The following is a 22,029-nucleotide window of genomic DNA, read 5'->3' as shown; positions in this document are numbered from 1 at the left end:
GCAAGCCTAAGTAACTTGGACTGCCAAAGGAATCCGCGACTCCCCGCGCCGGGAGGTTGTAGCCAAACGGTAACCATTTGTCACACCGTCCGGCCCTTGCTGTCACAGTCAAAACCTTGCCGGCGGCACGGACCACAACACATGCAAAGATGCCTACTGGCTGGGAGAATGGAGCCATGACACCTCCCGAGACCCCAGCTTCCCACTCGCCGTCGGCCCCGCCCCTGGCACTGCTGCTCGACGTCGACGGTCCCGTGGCAAGTCCCGTCACCCGCGCGGTACAGCCCGCGATCATCGCGGACCTCCTGGCGCTGGCCGCGGCGGGAATCCCGGTCATTTTCAACACCGGCCGTTCCGCCGCGTTCATCCGCGAGCAGGTGATGGAGCCGATGATCGCCGCCGGGATGCCGGAAGACATCCTCATCCACGCCATCTGCGAGAAGGGCGCGGTCTGGTTCAGCTACACCTCCGCTGGCCCCGGCGCAGTCCACGTCGATCACGACCTGGCCATCCCGCGGGCGTTCGGCGACGACGTCCGCCGGCTCGTGGCCGAGGACTACGCCAGCCACATGTTCTTCGACGAGACCAAGCTGGCGATGGTCTCCGTGGAGCAGCACATCTCGGTCGAGAACTCCGACTACCGGGACGAGCAACAACTATTCGACGCCGATGCCATGGAACTGATGGGCCGGCATGGCCTGGGAGTGGTGCGGCTGGACCACCATGCCCCCGATTCCGATGACCGGATTGACTACCGGGTGGATCCGACCATCATCTCCACCGACATCGAATCGGTCCGGCTCGGCAAGGACCTCGGCGCGAGCCGGGCCGTGGAACTGCTGGCGGCCCAGGGCGTCACCCCGCAGGCCTGGCGCACCGTGGGCGACTCCCGCACCGACTACGCCATGGCCGACTGGCTGCACCACAACGACCATCCGGTGAAACACGTCGACGTCCGACCGGCCGACGGTGTCCCGGTGAAACCATACGAGGTGCTCACCGCGGCGGATCTGGGGCTGGGTGAGGACATCATCCACGACGACGCCGGGGCGGCCTTCCTGCGCGGCTGGCGAACTGCCCTCGCCGGCTGAACCGGCGGGGCGGGAAGCACCCTGCGAACGCAGGGTTGCAGGGGCAGGACGAAGGGCTCTTGCGGCCCACACCGGCGGCGTTCAGCCGCGGATCCTCACGGCGATTTTGGGGCGGGCGATATCATGCAAGCAGGGACACATTCACGCAAAGAATCACGGAGAACCGACATTACAGACTCACTGGTCCAGGACGAGATCTACTACGGCAGCCAGGCATCGGTAGAAGCCCACGATGAGGTCACCTCCGCGGCTGCTGTCGCGAGGTTCCGGACCCGTCAGGACGTTGTGCGCCGGCGGGGCCGGTATGGGCTGATCAATGAGAACCGTACGCCGTACCAGGCCATGGTCGAGGACCTGATGTTCATCCGATCGGTGCTTGACGGCGCCGGCCTCGACTATCTCCTGGTCCGCGGGAACAACCACCGGCCGGTCATTGCCGTGGACTGGAAGGACCGCAAGGACCTCCGCGATGCGCTCGTGGCGGCCTGCCACGATGAGCCCTTCTACTCGATGAGCGTTGACGCGAAGAAGAAGTCCTCGGTGCTCGTGGCCGACGGGGAGCTTTCCCTCAACCGGCAGTCCCGGATCTTCCGGCTGTACCGTCCCCGGGTCGAGCCGGAGGGCGGCTTTGAGTTCGGCGCCTCAGCCGGCGTGCAGCTGGAACTGTGGAGTTTCGAAGGCGACCAGCTGATCCTCCCGATCGAGAACTCGCTGACCCGCCGCACGCTCCTGGCCCAGGACGCCGTCCGCGGAACCGTGGAACGCTACGGTAGCACCTGGCCCACCATCGAGAACATGTTCGCGGACCACGCCAGTGACATCAGCTTCGATGTCGATCTCGTGTTCTCCTGGGTCGACGGCAGCTCCCCGGAATACATTGCGGCCCGGCGCGCGCGGATGGCCGGCGTCGTCGTGGGTGAAGGCGACGACCACGAAGCCCGGTTCCGGCAGATCGACGAGCTCAAGTACGCGCTGCGCTCGGTGTACATGTTCGCGCCCTGGATCCGCCGGATCTTCATCGCCACCGACTCCCCCGCCCCCTCCTGGCTGGCCGACCACCCGGGCGTCACGATAGTCCGCAGCGAGGAGTTCTTCGCGGACCCCTCCGTACTGCCCACCCACAACTCGCAGGCCGTGGAGTGCCAGCTCCACCACATCGACGGCCTGTCCGAGCATTTCCTGTACTCGAACGACGACATGTTCTTCGGCCGCGCCGTCGGACCGGACATGTTCTTCACACCCGGCGGCATCACGAAGTTCATCGAGGCGGAAACCCGGATCGGGCTCGGGGACAACGACGCCGAGCGCAGCGGTTTCGAGAATGCAGCCCGGGTGAACCGCAAACTGCTCTGGGACCGCTTCGGCCGGATCACCACCCGGCACCTCGAACACACGGCCGCTCCGCTGCGCCGCAGCGTCGTGGCCACAATGGAGCAGGAATTCCCAGCGGAGTTCGCCAAGACGGCAGCCAGCACGTTCCGCGCGGCGGACAACATCTCGGTGACCAACTCGTTCTACCACTACTACGCCCTGCTGACCGGCCGGGCCGTCACCCAGACGGCGGCCAAGGTGCGTTATGTGGACACCACCGCCAGGGCAGGGCTCAACTACCTGCCCAAGCTGCTCGCCAAGCGGAACATGGACTTCTTCTGCCTCAATGACGGCAGCTTCCCCGAGGTCGCGGCCGAGGAAAGGGCCGAAATCGTGACGGACTTCCTGGAGAAGTACTACCCGATCAAGGCTCCCTGGGAAAAGTAGCCTTACAGAAGCAGCCGCCAGCGGCCGGCGGTCAGTTGCTGGTGGTCAGCCGGCGGTTGCCCAGGGTCCTGGCCGGGTCCTCGAGCTTCGCCTTGTGGGGGATCCGGATTCCTGCCGCCGAGATCCTCCGCTGCGTCTCCGCTGCGGTGACGAGCTCGCCGACCGCCGGGGTGTCGCCGAGGAGAACCACGGAATGCACAACCGTGTGTTCGTAGACATGGACGAGGTTGAACGCCTGGCCGCCGTCGCGTCCGCGGGTTCCGCCTACCTCTACGTTGAGGTCCTGCGTGTAGCAGGTGGCTGACGCGACGGAGACCGGGATCCCGGCGAAGGTCGCCGTCGTCGAGTAGTGCAGGTGGCCTCCCAGGATGGCCCGGACGTCGGAGTTCCGCAGGACTCCGGCCAGTGCCGCCTGGTGCCGCAGCTCCACCAGGACGGCGAGGTCCAGGACCGAGGGCACCGGCGGGTGGTGCAGGGCAAGGATCGTTCCGTCCGGCGCGGGGGTGGCGAGTTCGGCCTCAAGCCACTCCAGCTGTTCAATGCTCAGCTCGCCGTGGTGGAAGCCCGGGACAGAGGTGTCGAGGGTGATGATCCGCAACCCGTTGATGAAGTACGTGTGGTCCACGGGAGCATCGTCAGCCGGCAGATCCAGCAGGCCGGTGCGGAAGTTCTCCCGGTTGTCGTGGTTTCCCATCGCCCAGATGACCTTCGCGCCCAGCGCCTGGCAGGCGGGCTCCACGATGGCCCGCAGCTTTGCGTAGGCCTCGGGCTCCCCCTGATCGGCGAGATCGCCGGTGAAGATCACAACTTCGGGGCGCGCGCCGGAAGCCAGCACTTCGTCGAAGAGTTGTTCGAGCAGGGCGTCGCTGTCGACCACACCATGCAGCGGTGCCGTACCTCCCAGCAGATGGGGGTCACTCAGATGGAGTAGAAAATGACGTGGCCGGGGGTGCTCGGCCTCGATGGGCTCCATTGCTACCTTCCTGGTTGGGTGGGGGCGGTAGCCCCCAACTTCCCTCTCAGTAATATCTATCCAATCAGACATTCGGCCAACAATGTGCAAACTCCAGTAGGCATGTTTGAAAAAACGGCAACAACGAGTAATCGGGCGGACACATACCTGCCCCGGTATGTGTCCGCCCGACCTTGCTTACTCAGGTACCTGGCGGCTAGCTCAGGTAGCCGTTAGGGTTCAGCACGTACTTCGTGGCCGCGCCGGCATCGAACTCCGCGTAACCCTTCGGCGCATCCTCCAGCGCGATCGCCTTCGCGTTGACGTTCTTGGCGATTTGGACCTTGTCATGCAGGATCGCCATCATCAGCTGGCGGTTGTACTTCATCACCGGACACTGGCCCGTGGTGAAGCTCAGCGACTTGGCCCAGCCGGTGCCCAGGCTGAGTGAGAGTGCACCCTTCTTGGCCGCCTCATCGATGCCGCCCGGATCCCCGGTGACGTAGAGCCCGGGGATGCCGAGCGCTCCGCCAGCCGCCGTGATCTCCATCAGCGAGTTGAGCACCGTTGCCGGAGCTTCCTTGGCGTCATGGCCGTGACCCTTGGCCTCGAACCCGACGGCGTCGACGCCGCAATCGACTTCCGGGACGCCCAGGAGCTGCTCGATCTGCTCGGCGGGCCCGCCCTGGGACAGGTCGACGGTTTCACAGCCGAAGCTCCGCGCCTGCTTCAGCCGGTCCGCATTCAGGTCCCCGACAATCACGACGGCGGCGCCCAGCAGCTGGGCACTGGTCGCCGCGGCCAGCCCGACCGGGCCCGCTCCCGCGATGTAGACCGTGGAGCCGACTCCGACGCCGGCGGTGACGGCGCCATGGAAGCCGGTCGGAAAGATATCTGACAGCATCGTCAGGTCCATCATCTTCTCGAGGGCCTGGTCCTTGTCCGGGAACTTCAGCAGGTTCCAGTCCGCGTACGGCACGAGGACGTAGTTGGCCTGGCCGCCGACCCAGCCGCCCATGTCCACATACCCGTAGGCCGCACCGGGGCGGGCCGGGTTGACGTTCAGGCAAATGCCGGTCTTGCGCTCCTTGCAGTTCCGGCAGCGTCCGCAGGCGATGTTGAAGGGTACGGAACAGATGTCCCCCACCTTGATGAACTCGACGTCGGGCCCGACCTCCACCACCTCGCCGGTGATTTCGTGGCCAAGTACCAAGTCGGAAGGCGCGGTGGTGCGGCCACGGACCATGTGCTGGTCCGAGCCGCAAATGTTAGTGGCGACGGTTTTGAGGATCACTCCATGGCGCACCGGGCGCCCTACGTTCGCGGGGTTGACCCCGGGGCCGTCTTTAAGTTCGAAGGTGGGGTAGTCAATGTCGATCAGTTCGACCTTGCCCGGCCCTTTGTAGGCAACGGCTTTGTTCCCTGTCATCACTTTCCTCCTGGTTACACGGACCCCCAATAAGAGTGTCCAGTTGTGATTTCCGAAGCGTGCTGATGTACCTTCCCCGGGCGTTCGACGGCAGTCCGGCCGGCGCGCAGACGCGCGTCGGGGACGTGGGCGTGCCCCATTTTCTTGGAAGGTCCGGCCAGTCTAGGCGGGAAGCATGCTTAGGGATAGGGGCCCTTGTCCCCTTGCGGTCTGGGAGCCGGCTCTCAGCTGAGAGCCGACTGAACCGCCTCAATCACGTCCGGCGCGTCCGGCTCCACAGTCGGCGCGAAACGGGCCACTACGACGCCGTCGCGGTTCACCAGGAACTTCTCAAAGTTCCATTTCACCAATCCCGGCAGGACGCCGTTCCTGAACTTGGTGAGCTCGGCGTAGAGCGGGTGCTGCTTCCTGCCGCGGACATTCGCCTTGGTGGTAAGCGGGAAAGTGACGCCGAAGTTCCGTTCGCAGAATTCGGCGATCTCGGGGTCTGCGGCAGGCTCCTGGCCTGCGAACTGGTTGCACGGGACGCCCAGGACCTGAAAGCCCTGATCGCGGAACTTGTTGTGCAGTGCCTCAAGTCCTGCGTACTGCGGTGTGAACCCACACTGGGACGCAACGTTCACCACCAACACCACTTCGCCCTTGAAGCGGCCAAAGTCGGTGTCCGTTCCATCTATCAAAGTGAGGGGAATGCCGTGGAGAGAGGTCATGGGTGGGTTCCTCGCGAAGTCGGAGTGAAGATCGTGTCCGGAACGGTGTCCGGGATTAGTTCCGATAGTCATTCGAGACCAACGCGCGAGTGTATGGGTTTATGCCTGCTACGGTCCGGGCGTCAACGACGGGTCAATGGGCGCCGACGGTTCAGTGGACTGGGTGGGCGGTGCCGGTGCCAACGTGGGCTCCGGCGCCGGCGGTGGTGGCGGCGCAGGTATCACGACGGGCGGAGGTGGCGGCGCAGGTTCCACGACGGGCGGAGGTGGCGGCGCAGGTTCCACGACGGGCGGGGGCGGCGCAGGTTCCACGACGGGCGGAGGCGGCGGCGGCGGAGGCGGGGGCGGCGGCGCGGGATCTCCGGTGGGCGCCAACGTGGGTGGTGGCGGTGGCAGCACAGGTTCCTCAACGGGAGGCGGCGGCGCAGGTTCCACAACGGACGGGGGCGGCACTGGCGGCGCGGTGGGCTCCGGTGACGGAGTCGACGTCGGGGTTTCCGCAGGTGGCGGCGATGTAGTGCCGGGCGGCGGGGGGTCGCTTGGGGACGGGGTGTCACTCGGCAGCAGGAAATCTCCCGGCGCCGTGGTTCCCCCTGGGGATCCGCTCGGCGGCTGGCTGGGTTCAGGCGTTGGCGTGTCCGACCGCGTCTTCGTCGGCGACAGGGCGTCCCCTGAAGGCGGAGTGGGCGTGGTCGACTCGGAGGGCGGCGTGCTCGGCCACGCCGAGGCGGGTGATTCGTGGGCTCCGCCGGCCACCACGTGCGTCCCGTCTTCGGACACCGGAATGGCCCAGCCGAGGGAAGTGTTGGATGGCTTGCCGGCCTCGGGTGCGTAGCTGGTCATGTCGATGGTGCCCAACTGGTCAGTCTGCGTGATCGGCAACAGCGTCCAGTCGTGGGGGTTCTTGTGGGAGCCGTTCAGGATGGTCTCAAAATGCAGGTGGCAGCCGGTGGACGATCCCGTGGTCCCCACCCGGGCAATGACCTCGCCCACCCGAACCGAGTCCCCTTTCTTGACGGCGATCGCTTCCAGGTGGTTGTAGGTGGTGATGAGCCCGTTGCCGTGGTCGATTTCTACGCGGTTTCCGCCACCCCACGGGTGCCAGCCGACTGCGCGCACAACTCCGGAGTCTGCTGAATAAACCCGGGTGCCACAGGCCGCGGCGTAGTCCTGCCCCCAGTGAAATTCACCCGATGACCCTGTGATGGGGCTGGTCCGCAGCCCGAAAGGCGAGGACTCCGAAAGGAATTCGAGGGGCGCCATGAGAAAGCCCTCTGCCGGCCGCCTCAGCCCGGCGGACGCTACGTTGAGTTCACCTGGAACGCCGTCTTTGGAGGTCGTCTCGACCGTGGACCGGGTGTAGGCCACGAGCGCCAGGGCGTCTGCCGTGAAAGTTGACGGGGCCACGGCCTCAACGCCCGGGCCGGTGGGAGCGCCGGTGGTTCCCGGGTCCAGGACGCCCGGTCCCACAACGCCGGAGGCCAGTGACGGGGACGGCGCAACAGCCGGTCCTATGCCGGACAGGCCCTGAACTCCAAAGGTCAGAACCGCCAGCGAAAGGCAGAAGCTCCCGGACAAACAGCGCACAGCAACGATGCGCGCTCTGACTGCCTGCTCACTCGATGAGTTTCCCCAGTGTTTTCCCACGACGTGACTCCTGCATTCTGTCCGCCAGTCCCCCATTTCGCGGACTCACGTTCCTATGGGACCACAATCGGGTGGCACTGGGAACCGTAAAAGCTACCCCTTTCAAACTCAAGTGGTGGCCCAGTAGTACTGGGTATCGTGGCAAGTACCGGGCATGGCAGCGGTGGGCGAGAATGGAGTATGCGTAACTTCCTTAGGGAATGGCAGGCCGAACTCAAGCATGCGTTTACCGGGACCCGGGACGCCGTCCCGGATTGGGTGCCGCGGCTGGCGGAAGGCGACGACCCTGGCTACCACCGGCCAGGTTCCGCGGTCTGGGCCGTGCATGGGGACATGCCGACGATTGTGGCGGGCATTCGGGCCCTACTGATGCAGGCGCTCCATCCCGGCGCTCTGGCCGGCGTCCATGACCACTCCCGATTCCGCGAGGATCCGCTGGGGCGGCTTGCGGGAACCATCCGCTGGATCTTCACGGTGTCCTATGGATCAACTGCCGCGGCCCGGGCAGCCTCCGACTGGGTGCTCCGGCTGCACGAATCGGTGCGCGGGGACTATGTGGACGGGCACGGGGTTCCCCGGAGCTACACGGCGAATGATCCGGAACTGCTCCGCTGGGTCCATATCGCATTCACCGACGCGTTCCTCTCGGCGCACAAGATCTGGGGCCGGACGATCCCGGGCGGACCCGATGCCTACGTGCGTGAGTGGGCGCAAGCCGGCGAGCTGATGGGCGTGGAGTCCCCGCCGCGCAGTGAGGAGGCCATGCGACGTCAGCTGGACCAGTGGTACGACGCCGGCGAGCTCCGTTCCGACGAAAGAGTCGCCGAGACGGTGGCGTTCATCCGTAATCCGCCGCTCCACCCCGCGCTTAGGCCGGGCTACCGGGTACTGTTCGCGGCGGCCGTGTTGAGCCTCGAGCCCAAATACCGCGAGCTGCTGGGCCTCCGGACCGCGCGGCTGGGCCCTCTTCCCTTGCCTGTGCGCCTGGCCACCAGGGTGACGCTCGGCGTCGTCCATCTTGCCCTGGGCCGGATGGGACCGAGCGAGCAGGCTGCCCGGGCCCGGCTCCGCAGGCTGGGCTACCGGGCCTGAGGACTGACCGGTCCGGGTCCGGGGTCGGGACGGGCCGGCAATCCCGGGGCAAACACACATTTTGTCCTATAACCCCCATCCCGGGACCTGTTCGGGATGCAAAAAGGCCCCGGTCCAAGGGACCGGGGCCAACCGCGGAGAATGGGGGATTTGAACCCCCGAGGGCGTTAACCCAACACGCGTTCCAGGCGTGCGCCATAGGCCGCTAGGCGAATTCTCCAGTAGCTTCTGAATCAAAAGCAGATACTAGACTACCTGAACTTCCCGGCATCGCCCAATTGGCCCTCAGCCCCCGCACCACGGGACATGCCCCGCCCCCAACGCGACCGATGGACATACTCCTGCCATGCCCACTCCCGGCAGGCAAAAATGGGCATGTCCGCCGGGAATTCCGGGGCCAAAAGTGCACGATTCGGGGCACACTCGATCGTCGGGTAAACTTGCTGACGGCCCCTCATGTGGCGTCATCCTGTTGAACTCCCCCAGGACCGGAAGGTAGCAAGGGTAAATGGGCTCTGGCGGGTGCATGAGGGGTCTTTTATGTCTGTGCCGATTGGTAGGGTTTAGCTGTGACTGTTACTACCGCTCTTTACCGTAGATACCGCCCCGATTCGTTCGCGGACGTTATCGGGCAGGAACACGTCACCGAGCCGTTGATGACGGCCCTGCGCAAGAACCGCGTGAACCACGCCTACCTCTTTTCGGGCCCGCGCGGTTGCGGAAAAACCACCTCGGCCCGCATCCTCGCCCGCTGCTTGAACTGTGCCGAGGGCCCCACGGACACCCCCTGCGGCAAGTGCCCCAGCTGCGTCGAGCTCGCCCGCGGCGGCTCCGGATCCCTGGACGTCATCGAAATCGACGCCGCCAGCCACGGCGGCGTGGACGACGCCCGCGATCTCCGCGAACGCGCCACCTACGCCCCTGTCCGGGACCGCTACAAAATCTTCATCATTGACGAGGCCCACATGGTCACGTCCGCCGGCTTCAACGCCCTGCTCAAGATCGTCGAAGAACCGCCGGAACACATCAAGTTCATCTTCGCCACCACGGAGCCGGACAAGGTCATCGGAACCATCCGCTCCCGCACGCACCACTACCCGTTCCGGCTGGTGCCGCCGGAGCCGCTCATGGCCTACCTCGAGCTGCTCTGCACGCAGGAGAACGTCCCCGTGGCGCCCGGCGTGCTCTCGCTCGTCATCCGCGCCGGCGGCGGTTCCGTCCGTGACTCGCTCTCCGTCCTGGACCAGCTCATGGCCGGCGCCGGACCAAACGGCCTGGACTACGAACTCGCCGTCGCCCTGCTGGGCTACACCCACGCCTCCCTCCTCGACGACGTCGTGGAGGCCGTGGCTGCCTCCGACGCCGCCACCGTGTTCCGCGCGGTGGACCGCGTCATCCAGACCGGACATGACCCCCGCCGTTTCGTGGAGGACCTGCTTGAGCGCTTCCGGGATCTCATCATCGTCCAGGCCATGCCGGAAAGCGCCCAGTCGATCCTCCGCGGCATGCCCGCGGACCAGATCGCGCGCATGCAAAACCAGGCCCACAACCTTGGTGCGGCAGAGCTGTCCCGGGCAGCGGATGTCACCAACACCGCCCTGACCGAGATGACCGGCGCAACCTCGCCACGGCTGCACCTCGAACTGCTGTGCGCCCGCATTCTGCTGCCGTCCTCCGAGCAGACCGAGCGGGGCATTGCCGCCCGCATCGACCGTGTGGAACGCCGCCTGAATTACGCCGGCAACGACGTCGGTGCTCCCGCTGCGGCACCGTCTGCTCCGGCAGCTCCGGCAGCTCCGGCTCCGGTTCCGGCGGCGGCAGCCCCGGCGGCTTCGATTCCGGCAGCGGCCGCCCCGGCGGCTTCGGTTCCGGCAGCGGCCGCTCCGGTTGCCGCCACCCCTGACTTGGCACCGGAGCGCGACGCCGAACCGGCCCGGGAAACGCTCACCCCGCCGCGCGTCAGCACCGGCGACTGGCCTGTCGATGTGCCCGCCGCAGCCAACCGTGCGACTTCCGGGCGGGCCACGGCTCCCCAGGCTTCCGCGCCCGTGCGGCCGGCTCCGGCGCCCGTTGCGTCACCCTCCAGCACGGCGCCCTCCGGCACGGCGCCGGCGGCACCTGCCCCGTCCGCGCCCGCCCCGTCCGCCCCGGCGCCTGCAGCACCGATCCAGAACCAGCCGGCCCCTTCGGCTCCTGCGGCGGCGCCCGCCGCGGTGTCCGGCGCCGGGTCCGGTCCCGACGTCGAGGTCCTCCGCCGCGCCTGGCCGGAGATCCTGCAGACGCTGACCAAGATCAAACGGAGCACCTGGGCCCTCGTCGAACCGAATGCCCAGGTGGGCCACTTCGAGGACCACGTCCTGACGCTCGCCTTCACCACCTCCGGGCTGGCCGGGGCGTTCGGCCGGGCGGACCACTCCGAGAACCTGCGGCAGGCGATCCACAAGACCATCGGCATCGAATGCCAAATCACCGCAGTGGCCAGTGGAAGCAACAGCTCAGCGAGCTCTGAGCCAAACCCAAAAGCACCCGTTAGCCGGGATGTCCCGGCCACGCCCACCGATGCTGACTGGGGTCTGCCCCCGGCCGATGTCCCGGTTCAAGCCACCCCGTCGCTCACCGAGGCACCGCAGTCGGCGCCTGCCGCCCAGCCGCCGTCGGCTCCGGCTGCAGCGACCGCGCCCGTCACCCCGGCTCCTCCAGCTGCAGCGACCTCCCCGGACGCCCAGGCTCCCGCTTCTCCGGTCGCCCCGCCCCGGGCACCCGCTACCCAGGTGCCGTCCCCCGCTCCGGGGACTGTTGCCCCCGCGGAAACCCCCGTCCCCGCTCCGGCAAACGAACGGCAAGACGCGTCGTCTGAGGCCGCCGGATCCTACGCCTACCCGGACGATGACTGGGGCCCGCCGCGCGACGAGGACGCACCGCCCCTGGACGAGGAGCCGCCCATGGACTGGGATCCGTCGGCGCCTGCCGTGGTGCGGTCCGTCCAGCCGGCCGCTGCGCCCGCGACCACCGTCGGCCAAAAGAAGGCCGCGCCGACTCGCTCCCGCACCGCGTCAAAGCCGGCCCCGGCCAATGATCCTGCCCCCCAGGCGCCGGACACCGCCGACGACCCGTGGGCCCGCGCTGTTGAAGAGGCCCCAGGGATCTGGGCGATCGGCACGGATTCCAACGTCGGGAGCCACCGGCCGGAGGAGTCTGCGACGCCCGAGCCCACCCCTGAGCCGGAACCGCCGCACTACGAACCCGCGGCGGCTCAGGTCCCGCACTACGCCGCAGCAGTGTCGGCGTCCGCCGCATATGAGCCAGTGGAGTCCTCGTCGAACGGCTGGGGAGACTCCGCCGAGTTGGTCCCGGCCGGCGCCGCGCCGGCTTCAGCCTCAGCAAGCGCTGCACTCGCCACAGCAGCACCTTCGACAATTGCGGCCCCTGCATCTCCGGCTGCGCCAACCCCTGCGGGCCGGCAAAGCCTCTACCAACGGCTGTCCAACAGCCCCGAAGCCGAAGCCGGACGTGCCAAGGCGCCGGCCCGCGCCGCTGCCACCACCACCACGTATGTCCAGGACATCCCCAGCGCGGACGACGAAACCATCGAGGAATCTGGCGTCTTCGGACGGGCCGCCGTCGAACGAATCCTGGGCGGAAAACTCGTGGAAGAGCGGTCACTGGACGGAAGCCCGCTCCCGCCGCGCTTCTAGCCGCCCCGCCGGGCCCTCGGCCCGGCACCACCACCAACGAACGAGGACATTGTGTACGAAGGTGCAGTTCAAGAGCTGATTGACGAGCTCGGACGCCTTCCCGGAGTCGGTCCCAAGTCCGCCCAGCGGCTGGCCTTCCACATCCTTGAGGCCGACCCGCAGGACATGAAAAGGCTCGTGGACGCCATCACCACGGTCAAGGAACGGGTCAAATTCTGCACGGTGTGCGGCAACGTGACCGAGCAGGAACTCTGCAACATCTGCCGCGACCCGCGCCGGGACCCCTCGATCATCTGCGTCGTCGAGGAATCCAAGGACGTCCTCGCCGTCGAACGCACCCGGTCGTTCCGCGGCCGTTACCACGTGCTGGGCGGGGCCATCAATCCCATTGCGGGCATAGGCCCGGAGCAGCTCCGGATCCGCGAACTGCTCACCCGGCTCAACGACGGCGCCATCCAGGAAATCATCATCGCCACCGACCCCAACCTTGAGGGTGAGGCCACGGCGACCTACCTCGCGCGGATGCTCAAGTCGATTGGCATCGCCGTCACCCGGCTGGCATCGGGCCTGCCCGTGGGAGGAGACCTCGAGTACGCCGACGAGGTCACCCTGGGCCGCGCGTTCGAAGGCCGCCGCAACGCCCTGAGCTGAGCGGAGACCGGCCACCCATGTCCCTGCCTGCCCCGATCCGCACGGAACGCCTGGTGCTGCGGCCGCTGACCGCCGAAGATGCCGCGGCGATCCTCCGGTTCCGCGGCGATCCCCTGACCACGCAGTATCTGTCCCACGGTCCCCTGAGTCCCGAGGAGAACTTCGTCAGACTGGTCCAACTGGTCGATGCCGCCGAATCGTCCAGTGTGGATTGGTTCAACTTCGGCTGGGCCATTGAGCTCCGCGAGACGGGCGAGGTCATTGGTGACGGCAGGACATGGAACTCCGCTGAGCCGCCGGCGTCGGGCAGGATCCCCGCCGACTGCGGGAGCCTCGGGTATGTCCTCCATCCCGACCACCACGGCCGCGGCCTGGGCCGCGAAGCAGCGAGTGCCCTGGTCAGCTGGCTGTTCGAGCGACGCGGAACACAAACGGTGTTCGCCGGCGTGTATGAACCCAATCTCCCCTCCAGACGGCTCTTGGCGGGCATGGGCTTCCGGCAGGACCGCCATTTCACCTCCGAGCAGGACACAACGGGCAAGAACCTTGCGTCCTGGCGCTACAGACTGGACCGGGACTCGTGTCCGACCAGCCCCCGGACGGCCACCGAATCGGGCGCTCCACTGCCCTGACGCTTCCCGCACTCGACATGCCCAGCTCCCGCGCCCAGGGATGGACATAGTGCCAACATGTCCATCCCCCGGTCCTGGCGGAGGGCATGTGCAATCGGGCGGGAGCGCATGTCCGGTCGTGGCCCGCGACGGAGGGCATGTCCCGTGGAGCCGGAGCCCAGGTGTCTGGCATGCGGTCACAATTCAGCAACCGGGTCCCCACGGCGATAAACTGGCCGGAGAAGTTACGCCGTCGCGCCGTTTGGTTGCTTGGCCCATAACCCCGATCCAGTGAGGGTGCGCGCATGAGTTTGCCCACTACCGAAGTCCACCCCGGACCGCAGCCACAGGAGCTGCCCGTCTCTGCCACCACCACGAAGCACCTTGTGGTGAAGAAGTTCGGCGGTTCCTCCGTGGCGGATGCGGAGGGTATTAAGCGCGTGGCCCGGCGGATCGTGGATGCCCAGAACGCCGGCGACGAGGTGGTCGTGGTTGTGTCTGCCATGGGCGACACCACCGATGAGCTCCTGGACCTCGCATCGCAGGTCACCGATTCTGCCCCGGCCCGAGAAATGGACATGCTCCTTTCCGCCGGGGAACGTATTTCCATGGCACTGCTCGCCATGGCCATCAATAAGTTCGGCGCCTCGGCCCAGTCCTTCACCGGATCCCAGGCCGGCATGATCACCGACGGCATCCACGGCAAGGCCCGGATCATCGACGTCGACCCGCACCGCATCCGCACCGCCCTGGACAAGGGGCATGTTGCGATCGTCGCGGGATTCCAAGGCATGAGCCGGACCACCAACGAAGTTACGACCCTGGGCCGCGGCGGCTCGGACACGACGGCGGTGGCGCTGGCCGCCGCCCTCGACGCCGATGTGTGCGAGATCTTCACCGACGTCGACGGGATCTACACCGCCGATCCGCGCGTTGTGCCGTCCGCCCGTAAGATTGACCGGATCTCCAGCGAGGAAATGCTCGAGCTTGCGGCGTCCGGCGCCAAGATCCTGCACCTGCGCTGCGTCGAGTACGCGCGCCGTTTCGGTGTGCCCCTGCACGTCCGTTCCTCATTCAGCCAGAACGAAGGCACCTGGGTCCTGCCCGGCGCCGACGACAAGATCACAACGCAAGAGGGAGTCGCCTTGGAGCAGCCAATCATCTCCGGAGTTGCACACGACCGTTCCGAGGCCAAGGTCACCGTTGTCGGGGTTCCCGATATCCCCGGCAAGGCCGCCGCGATCTTCCAGGTCATCGCCGATGCGCACTCGAACATCGACATGATCGTCCAGAACGTCTCCACCCACGGCACCGGCCGGACCGACATTTCGTTCACGCTGCCGATCGTGGAAGGCGCCGACGCCCTGGCCGCCCTGCATGCCGCGCAGGACCGGATCGGCTTCGAGAGCATCGAGTACAACGAGCAGATCGGCAAGCTGTCGCTGATCGGCGCCGGCATGCGCTCCCACCCGGGCGTCTCGGCGCGGTTCTTCGCGGCACTTTCGGAGGCCGGGATCAACATCAACATGATTTCCACGTCTGAGATCCGGATTTCCGTCGTCACGCACGCTGACCTTCTGGACGACGCCGTGCGTGCGATTCACCGGGCCTTCGACCTGGACAGTGAAGACGAGGCCACGGTTTATGGCGGCACCGGCCGCTGAGCCGCCCCGCCTGGTGTAGCACCAAGGCTCAACTGGCAAAGGGAGCGGCGTCCGCCGCTCCCTTTGCCATGTCCGCTCTTGTTGGGACCCGCGCGTTTTATGTCCCTGCGGGCCCGGTTCAGACTTCCTCTTTGGGGAGGTCTTCCTTCCGGACCGCGTAGCGATGTCCCTGCGCGTCGGTCTCCACTTCGAAACCGGCAAGGTCCGTTTCGGAGGCGTGCTCGTAGTCGTCATGTTTGTGCACGACCGGCGCGGCGGTATCTCCCCTCGAGGCAGGGCCGAAAAGGAAGCGTGCCCATGAGGACGGGTGCAGGTGCTGTCTCAGTGCAGCTTTTCTCAGAGCAAGTGCCACAATTCCCACCCCCTCTCCAGCCTTCGAGTCATACGGAACGGCTGTGCCAGTGCCCTCATTTTACGCCCGACGGCGGGAAAAGGAATGGCCGCCGGCGGGTGGGAATCCCAGCCTGGGCCGGGCCGTGTACATCTACCGCAGCGACTTGTCCCCCGGGTCGCGGGGCACAACATATGTGCTGCCGTCGGGGCGGCGGAGTGTTTCCCACTGCAGGGTTTCGGCTTCGCGCTGGGCCAGCAGCTGCCGGTTCTGCTCGGTCATCTCGTGCCCAAGGGCGCTGCGGTTGGCCGGTCCGAAAATCATCCGGAGCTTGCCCATCCTGTGCATGAACCTCTGGGAGGCGTTTGCGGTGCTTTCCTCTGCCATCACTATCCACTCCTCTGAACGGGACGTTCCATTCAGTGTACGCTAATGATTAGTGCACTAACTATCTAGGGAGGGCCCACATGACAGATGTGACCGAAGAAACCCAGGACGACCTCCTGCTGGAACACCAACTCTGCTTCGCCCTCACTGTGGCCTCGCGCAGCGTCGTCGGCGCGTACAAACCCGTGCTGGACAAGCTCGGACTGACCCATCCCCAGTACCTCGTGATGCTGTGCCTCTGGGAATCCAGTCCACGTTCCGTTCGAGACATCAGCGACGCCCTCGCCCAGGAACCGGCGACCATCTCGCCCCTGCTGCGCCGCCTGGAGACGGCCGGGTTCATCACCCGCCAGCGTGTCCCCAGCGACGAACGGACCCTTGCCGTGGGCCTGACCCCGCAGGGCGCAGCGCTCCGGCAACAGGCCACGGCCGTGCCGGGAACCATGATGGACCGGCTGGGCCTGACCCGCGAACAGGTCACCCATCTGCATGCCGCCATGATGGATCTGATTGCGGCCACGAACACCGTCCCCGGGGGCCCGCCCCGGCGGTAGACTGGGCAAAACACAGGAGGACAGCTAATGCGCAAGCAAGTGAGACACGCGGCCTTGGTTCTGATGGTGGCGGCCGGACTGGCAGCCTGCTCACCAGGCGGCGGTCCCGCTCCAACAGCCACCGCCCCCACTGGCACGGCGAGCCCGTCCGCGACGGTCACCCCGTCACCGGACACCGAAACCAAGACTCCTGCCCCCTCGCCGTCCGCCGCACCCGTAACCTCCGGGCCCGGGCAAGGCGACGCCGAACTCGCGATCATGGTCAAGCCTTCCGAGACCGGCACCCCGGAGAACTTCACCCTCGTGTGCGTGGACGGCGTCCCTTCAGCTGAAAGCCAGCATCCCGACGCTGCCGCCGCCTGCCTCGCCCTGAAAACCAACGCGGCGATCCTCAGCCCCGCGCCCCGGCCCACGGACCAGGCGTGCACCATGCAGTACGGCGGCCCGCAAGTGGCAACAGTGACGGGCGTCGTGGACGGCCAGCCTGTCGAAGCTAACTTCAGCCTGCGCGACGGCTGCGAGATCGCCACCTGGAACGCCGCCAAGGACGTCCTTGGCACCACCGGCGGAGCTGTCTAAGCTGCAACACCTCCGGCAGGACGACTGGTCGACCCGCCAGGCCGCCCATCAGGCGCGCGTCCGGCGCTATGCCGACCCCTACCTCGCCCGGAGGTCGGCGGGCCAGAAACACCCGGTCGAGGACTTCCTCTTCACTTACTACACGCAGAAACCGGGCCAGCTGCTGCGCTGGCACGCGGGCGCCGGCATCGTGCTCTCCGGTCCTGCCGCGGCAGAGCGCGGGGGCTGGAAGTACTACCGCGTGCCCGACGACGGCGAACTCGCCGCCGCCGGGCTGCCCGCGGGCACCCCCGCCGCCACGGTCGACGTCGAAGCGTTCGCGCGGGACCGGCGGGACGCCCTGCAGTTCGCCGGGATCATCCTGGCCGGGACGGCCGCGAGGCCGGCCCAGTTCGGCTGCTTCGGGCTGCACGAATGGGCGATGGTCTACCGGCAGGACAAGTTCGAGCTCCGGCACGAATACCTCCGGCTGCGGCTCGGCTCCGAACGGACCGATCAGGTGGTCGAGGACAACCGGATCCGCTGCTCGCACTTCGACGCCTTCCGCTTCTACACCCCGGACGCCGTCCCGCTGAACAGCCTGGAGCCGAGCCGGGAGAACCAACGGACCATGGAACAGCCGGGCTGCCTGCACGCCAACATGGACCTGTACAAGTGGGCCTACAAACTGGCGCCGCTGCTCCCCAGCGAGCTGGTGATGGACTGCTTCGAGCTCTCCTGGCGGATCCGGGCCATGGACATGCAGGCGTCCCCGTACGACTTGAACGCGTGGGGCTATCCCGCCATCCTGATCGAGACCCCCGAAGGCAAGGCCGAGTACGTCGAGCACCAGCGGGCTTTTTCCGCCGAATCGCAGGAGCTGCGGCAGCGTCTCCTGCGGGAGCTGTCGCCCGCGCTCCAGTTGACGGGCTCCGGACGGAACCCCGCCCCCGAAAGAACGGAAGGACCGCTATGACAGCCGCTCACGACAGTCACCGCCGCCACGAGATCGACCTGACCGTCCGCCTGACGGAGGCGCCGGAGGCCCCGGAATACGTGTTCCGGCTGGCGGCCAGCGGCGGCGCCCTCGCCGAGGAGTGCACGCTGCCGGATTCCGCGGCCGCCCTCGCGGCAGTGGAGCAGCACGGGGAGGACATCTTCTTCCCCAAGCCCGGTCCGCCGAAGATGTGCACCCAACAGTACGGAGGCCCGCAGGTGGCTGTGGTGACCGGCTGGTTCCTGGGCCGGGAGGTCGCCAGCCAGTTCAGCCGCACCGACGGCTGCGAGATTGCCCGGTGGCGTGCCATGGCGCCGTTGCTGGGCGGGATTGCCGGTTCCACCGGAGCAATCTAGGACGACAGCCGCCAACTGGCGGCCCGGGACGTTAAACGGCAATGGCCGGCGGTGGGAACCGCCGGCCATTGCCGTTGCTGTCAGGCTGGAACCGCGCCTAGATGGCGTTGTTCGGACCGGCAAGCTCCTCGTACTGGATCTTGCCCTTCTCCTGCTTCACCTTCTTGCCCTTTTCCTTCTTTTCTTTCTTGTCCTTCTTGCCGTCGTCGCCGCTGTCACCGGGACCGTCGTTGCTGTCCTGGTCCTCGGATGTCGGCGGAACGACGACTGCGCCGGACGAATTGACCAGCACGCTGACAAAGGTCGGCTCACTGGCACCGGCGAAGGTCACCCGTCCGATGTACGAACCGGCCGCCAGATTCTTCCAGTTCATCGTGACGACGCCGGACTTGCCGTTGGCGAGCCGCAGCGGGCTGGGCGTCAGCGTCGCATTGCCGACGTTGGCGCCCAGGATCGCCGCATCAACGCTTGCCTTGGTGGCCTGGCCGTTGGGGCTGTCGTACAGGTGCACGAAGATCCGGTAGGTTCCCGGGGCCGGGTTGGGGATGGAGAGTGACTCGCTCGCGGACGAGGTTGCCACCTGGATCAGCTGGTTGGCCGGGTTTACCACGTACATGTCGTAGTCGGCGTTCGGGTCCGCGGAGTAGACCGAGAGCTTGGCCAGCGGGCTGCCCGCCGGAACCTTGACATCCTTGGCGAAGTTCGAGGCATTGGTCGCCCCCAGGACTCCCGGGCCGGGAACCAGTTCAATAGCGGAGGAGTCCGCCTTGGACAGGCCGTCGAGGGTCATGCTGATCGGGTTGTTGGTGCCGGAGACAACATTAAGGTCACCGGAGCCGGTGCCGCCCTCGGAGGTGAAGGCAACATCCTTGGACGTGACCACCGACTGCGGGCGGACCGCAATCGGGGACGTGACGTTCTTGTTGGCACCCTGCCAGGTCAGCGAACCCATGGCGAACTTGCCCAGGGCTGCATTCTGGTTTTCGAAGGACACCTTGAACGACTTCTTCTCACCGGCCGTGCCGAAGGTCAGGATGGACGGGGTCACGGTGACCTTGACGCCCGGGACGTCGGTTTTGACCCGGTAGGTGCCCGGGGTCAGCGCCGTCAGGGTGCGCGTGACCTCGATCTTGCCGGTCAGGTTGCCCAGCGAGAAGGACGGGACGTTCATGTCGCGGGCCTTCGTGGAGCCCAGACCCGGCATGCCGAGATCGACTCCGGTGCCCTGGATGAACTTCAGGTAGTCGTCGCTGTTGGCGTCGTAGACCAGGCCCGGATCCAGCACGCGGGCCGGGTCGACCTGGCCCGCACCGGTGGCGAGGACATCCGTGTTCTTGCTGCCGTCGGCATTCTTGACATCACCAGCGGTGGTCATCATCGCGGACTTGACCGTCGCAGGGGACCAGTTCGGGTTCTTGCCCAGGATCAGGGCGCCGAAGCCGGCCACATGAGGGGCGGCCATGGAGGTGCCGGACATGAATCCGAAGTTGTCCCCGCCCGTGCCGATCGGCGATACGCCGGCCAGAACCGCCACGCCGGGAGCGGAAACGTCGGGCTTCAGCAGGTCGGATCCGGTTGCCAGCAGCGGGCCGCGGGAAGAGAATCCTGCGATCTGCGGCTGGGCCTCAAGCGCCAGGCCGGTGGTGTCCTTGTTGACCAGGGACACGGTGATGGCCGGGTTGGCCGTGACCTTGGCCTTGATGGTCTCGGTAGCCGGCGGGTTCACGTGGACGGTGGGGACGGAGTGCTTGTCCGTGTCCAGCGAGGAGTTGCTGAGGTTCACCAGGATCATGCCGACGCCGCCGCCACGCTGGACTTCGGCGCTCTTGGCGACACGGTCAAAGACGCCGCGGTCACAGACCACGACCTTGCCGGCGACCTTGGCGGGGTCCAGAGTGTCCGGACCGCAGAGGGCCGCATTCGCGTTTCCGGCCGTGATGGCCGCATTGGCAGCCAGCACGACGCCGGCACCCTTGACTTCGCGGTTCATGATGCTGGCGCCACGGAACTTGCTGCCGTCCGAGAATTCAACGGTGCCCTGCAGCTCCTGGGAAAAGCTGCTGGCGGCGACCGTGGTGACCCACGGTGCACCGTGGTTGACGGTGCTGGCGGTGGGGCCGGAGTTGCCGGCAGAGGCCGCGACGAAGATTCCGGCGGAGGCTGCGGACAGGAACGCCATGGCTACCGGATCCGTGGTGGTGGTCGTGGAGCCGGAGATCGAGTAGTTCAGGACATCGACGCCGTCGTAGATGGCCTGGTCGATTGCGGCAACCGACGAGGAGCTGTAGCAACCGCCGGTGTTCGGGTCGGTATCTTCCCAGCAGACCTTGTAGACGGCGAGCTTGGCCGCGGGGGCGATGCCACTCGTGAGGCCGAAGCTGCGGCCGTCGACGAAGGTCTCGACATTGGCGTTGCCGACGGCCGTGCTGCCCGTGTGCGTGCCGTGGCTGGCGACGTCGACCGGCGAGATCTTCTCGATCGGGGAGCGCTTGTCAGGGGTCACGTACTTGAGGAAGTCCTCGGCGAAGTAGTGCGCAGCCAGGACCTTGGAGTTACAGGCGGAGCCGTCGAAGTCGGCGCCTGTGCCTTCACCCTTCTGGCACTCACCGACGAACGTGTCGCCGTCGGACTTGAGCATTGCAATCTTGCCGTCGTCGGTGCGGTAGGGCACGCCCACGACAGGGTCGCCGACGAGGGACTGGACCTGTTCGCCGGCAAAGAAGGGGCTGGAGGGGGTGTAGCCAGTGTCGATGACGCCGACGACGACACCCTTGCCGGCGGCATCCTGGCCGCCGAACTTCGTGTTCCAGGTGCCGTTGGGGCCGCTGAGCTTCAGGAAGTCGGTGCTGGAGTAGTCCGGAGCGTTTTCCGCGTCCGGGGCAACGACCAGCACGCCGGGGTTCTTGGCCAGTTTGATGGCCTGATCGGCCGTCAGGTTCGCGCTGAAGCCGTTGACGGCCGCGGTGAACTGCCGCTTCATCTGGACGTTCTGCTGGCCGGCAACTTCTGCCTGCTTCTTTTCGAGGTGCGCCTCGTACTTCTTGACTTCGGCCTTGTTCGTGTCGAGCTTCTTGCCCGACTGCGGCTTCGTTGCCGCAAGTCCGGGCGTCCCGCCGTCGTAGGTGGCCGCCGGCTTCTCGGCCAGGACGACGATGTAACGGCCGTCCTTGTAGCTGTTGGGATCCAGATTCTTCTGGGCAACCGACGCTGCGGTGGAGCCATGTGCTGGGGCCGCGGTGGCGGGCGAGATCGCAACTGTTGACAAGAGCACCGGCAAGCCCAGGGTCAGTGCCACGGCCCTCCGGAGTCCCCCGCTTCGAAGGAAGCTCTTTCCTGGTGTATTCACGTGTGGTTGAACCTTTCATAAGGAACGGTCCCGACGTTGCTGCCGGGTCAAAGGACTGGCGGGACAGAAAGAGCTGAGACTCTCAGGGCCCCGACGGATACCAGCCGATTCATACAGTACAGACTGAGAGTGAGATATGACATAGAACACAAAGAGGAAATAAAAATTTGTCACGCAACTCGACAAAACCCCCGCGGTTG

The 22,029-nt window shown here is 66.5% G+C and carries 18 protein-coding genes, 1 tRNA gene and 1 other RNA gene; 12 read left to right on the top strand and 8 right to left on the bottom strand.

Features of this window, described 5'->3' with window-relative positions:
- Positions 1–176 precede the first annotated feature (176 nt).
- A complete protein-coding gene (locus AC1DF4_RS15880; protein WP_476913779.1) occupies positions 177–1,091 on the top strand; it encodes a hypothetical protein in 915 nt (304 codons plus the stop codon).
- A gap of 123 nt (positions 1,092–1,214) precedes the next feature.
- A complete protein-coding gene (locus AC1DF4_RS15875) occupies positions 1,215–2,849 on the top strand; it encodes a stealth family protein (protein WP_476913778.1) in 1,635 nt (544 codons plus the stop codon).
- Between the two features lie 31 nt (positions 2,850–2,880).
- On the opposite strand, the gene AC1DF4_RS15870 is transcribed toward AC1DF4_RS15875, so the two are convergent.
- From AC1DF4_RS15870 to AC1DF4_RS15855, 4 genes are all read right to left on the bottom strand, one after another.
- A complete protein-coding gene (locus AC1DF4_RS15870; protein ID WP_476913777.1) occupies positions 2,881–3,822 on the bottom strand; it encodes a phosphodiesterase in 942 nt (313 codons plus the stop codon).
- 196 nt (positions 3,823–4,018) lie between these two features.
- Positions 4,019–5,230, bottom strand: coding sequence for a formaldehyde dehydrogenase, glutathione-independent (fdhA, locus tag AC1DF4_RS15865; protein WP_476913776.1), 1,212 nt, complete (start codon positions 5,228–5,230; stop codon positions 4,019–4,021).
- Positions 5,231–5,454: 224 nt separating this feature from the next.
- On the bottom strand, positions 5,455–5,940 hold the full coding sequence (locus AC1DF4_RS15860) for a glutathione peroxidase (RefSeq protein ID WP_476913775.1): 486 nt from the start codon (positions 5,938–5,940) through the stop codon (positions 5,455–5,457).
- A 108-nt stretch (positions 5,941–6,048) separates the two neighbouring features.
- A complete protein-coding gene (locus tag AC1DF4_RS15855) occupies positions 6,049–7,410 on the bottom strand; it encodes a M23 family metallopeptidase (RefSeq protein ID WP_476913774.1) in 1,362 nt (453 codons plus the stop codon).
- Positions 7,411–7,767: 357 nt separating this feature from the next.
- Here AC1DF4_RS15855 and AC1DF4_RS15850 point away from each other — a divergent pair, with 357 nt between their 5' ends.
- A complete protein-coding gene (locus tag AC1DF4_RS15850) occupies positions 7,768–8,679 on the top strand; it encodes an oxygenase MpaB family protein (RefSeq protein WP_476913773.1) in 912 nt (303 codons plus the stop codon).
- 135 nt (positions 8,680–8,814) lie between these two features.
- On the opposite strand, the gene AC1DF4_RS15845 is transcribed toward AC1DF4_RS15850, so the two are convergent.
- Positions 8,815–8,899 (bottom strand) — tRNA-Ser (locus AC1DF4_RS15845).
- Between the two features lie 225 nt (positions 8,900–9,124).
- On the opposite strand from AC1DF4_RS15845, the gene ffs reads away from it, so the two are divergent.
- From ffs to AC1DF4_RS15820, 5 genes are all read left to right on the top strand, one after another.
- Positions 9,125–9,221, top strand: an RNA gene (gene ffs / locus AC1DF4_RS15840) — signal recognition particle sRNA small type.
- 27 nt (positions 9,222–9,248) lie between these two features.
- Positions 9,249–12,374, top strand: coding sequence for a DNA polymerase III subunit gamma and tau (locus AC1DF4_RS15835; protein ID WP_476913772.1), 3,126 nt, complete (start codon positions 9,249–9,251; stop codon positions 12,372–12,374).
- Between the two features lie 51 nt (positions 12,375–12,425).
- Positions 12,426–13,025 carry a recombination mediator RecR gene (recR, locus tag AC1DF4_RS15830; protein ID WP_069950546.1) on the top strand — a complete coding sequence of 200 codons (600 nt, stop codon included), beginning with the start codon at positions 12,426–12,428 and terminating at the stop codon, positions 13,023–13,025.
- Positions 13,026–13,042: 17 nt separating this feature from the next.
- A complete protein-coding gene (locus tag AC1DF4_RS15825; protein WP_476913771.1) occupies positions 13,043–13,657 on the top strand; it encodes a GNAT family N-acetyltransferase in 615 nt (204 codons plus the stop codon).
- Between the two features lie 284 nt (positions 13,658–13,941).
- A complete protein-coding gene (locus AC1DF4_RS15820; protein ID WP_476913770.1) occupies positions 13,942–15,300 on the top strand; it encodes an aspartate kinase in 1,359 nt (452 codons plus the stop codon).
- Positions 15,301–15,418: 118 nt separating this feature from the next.
- Here AC1DF4_RS15820 and AC1DF4_RS15815 read toward each other — a convergent pair whose 3' ends face one another.
- Positions 15,419–15,544 carry a hypothetical protein gene (locus AC1DF4_RS15815; RefSeq protein ID WP_476913769.1) on the bottom strand — a complete coding sequence of 42 codons (126 nt, stop codon included), beginning with the start codon at positions 15,542–15,544 and terminating at the stop codon, positions 15,419–15,421.
- 240 nt (positions 15,545–15,784) lie between these two features.
- Positions 15,785–16,018 carry a hypothetical protein gene (locus AC1DF4_RS15810; RefSeq protein ID WP_441405693.1) on the bottom strand — a complete coding sequence of 78 codons (234 nt, stop codon included), beginning with the start codon at positions 16,016–16,018 and terminating at the stop codon, positions 15,785–15,787.
- 80 nt (positions 16,019–16,098) lie between these two features.
- Here AC1DF4_RS15810 and AC1DF4_RS15805 point away from each other — a divergent pair, with 80 nt between their 5' ends.
- From AC1DF4_RS15805 to AC1DF4_RS15790, 4 genes are read left to right on the top strand one after another with little or no spacing between them, the layout of a single operon-like run.
- Positions 16,099–16,572 carry a MarR family winged helix-turn-helix transcriptional regulator gene (locus AC1DF4_RS15805; RefSeq protein ID WP_476913768.1) on the top strand — a complete coding sequence of 158 codons (474 nt, stop codon included), beginning with the start codon at positions 16,099–16,101 and terminating at the stop codon, positions 16,570–16,572.
- 27 nt (positions 16,573–16,599) lie between these two features.
- Positions 16,600–17,151, top strand: a complete 552-nt coding sequence (locus tag AC1DF4_RS15800) for an SSI family serine proteinase inhibitor (RefSeq protein WP_476913767.1) — start codon at positions 16,600–16,602, stop codon at positions 17,149–17,151.
- Complete coding sequence (locus tag AC1DF4_RS15795) at positions 17,126–18,106, top strand: 3-methyladenine DNA glycosylase (protein WP_476913766.1); 981 nt, start codon at positions 17,126–17,128, stop codon at positions 18,104–18,106. Before AC1DF4_RS15800 ends, AC1DF4_RS15795 begins: the two co-directional genes overlap by 26 nt.
- The gene (locus AC1DF4_RS15790) at positions 18,103–18,483 is read left to right on the top strand and encodes a serine protease inhibitor (RefSeq protein WP_476913765.1); all 381 of its coding nucleotides are present in this window, start codon (positions 18,103–18,105) and stop codon (positions 18,481–18,483) included. Before AC1DF4_RS15795 ends, AC1DF4_RS15790 begins: the two co-directional genes overlap by 4 nt.
- A gap of 97 nt (positions 18,484–18,580) precedes the next feature.
- Here AC1DF4_RS15790 and AC1DF4_RS15785 read toward each other — a convergent pair whose 3' ends face one another.
- Positions 18,581–21,778 (bottom strand): S8 family serine peptidase, encoded by a 3,198-nt coding sequence (locus AC1DF4_RS15785; protein WP_476913764.1) that lies wholly within the window; start codon positions 21,776–21,778, stop codon positions 18,581–18,583.
- Positions 21,779–22,029: the final 251 nt, after the last annotated feature.

Source organism: Arthrobacter sp. 05N429 (genome assembly GCF_056397045.1).
Note: the sequence above shows the minus strand (reverse complement) of the source record. Positions and strands in the feature narration are given on the sequence as shown.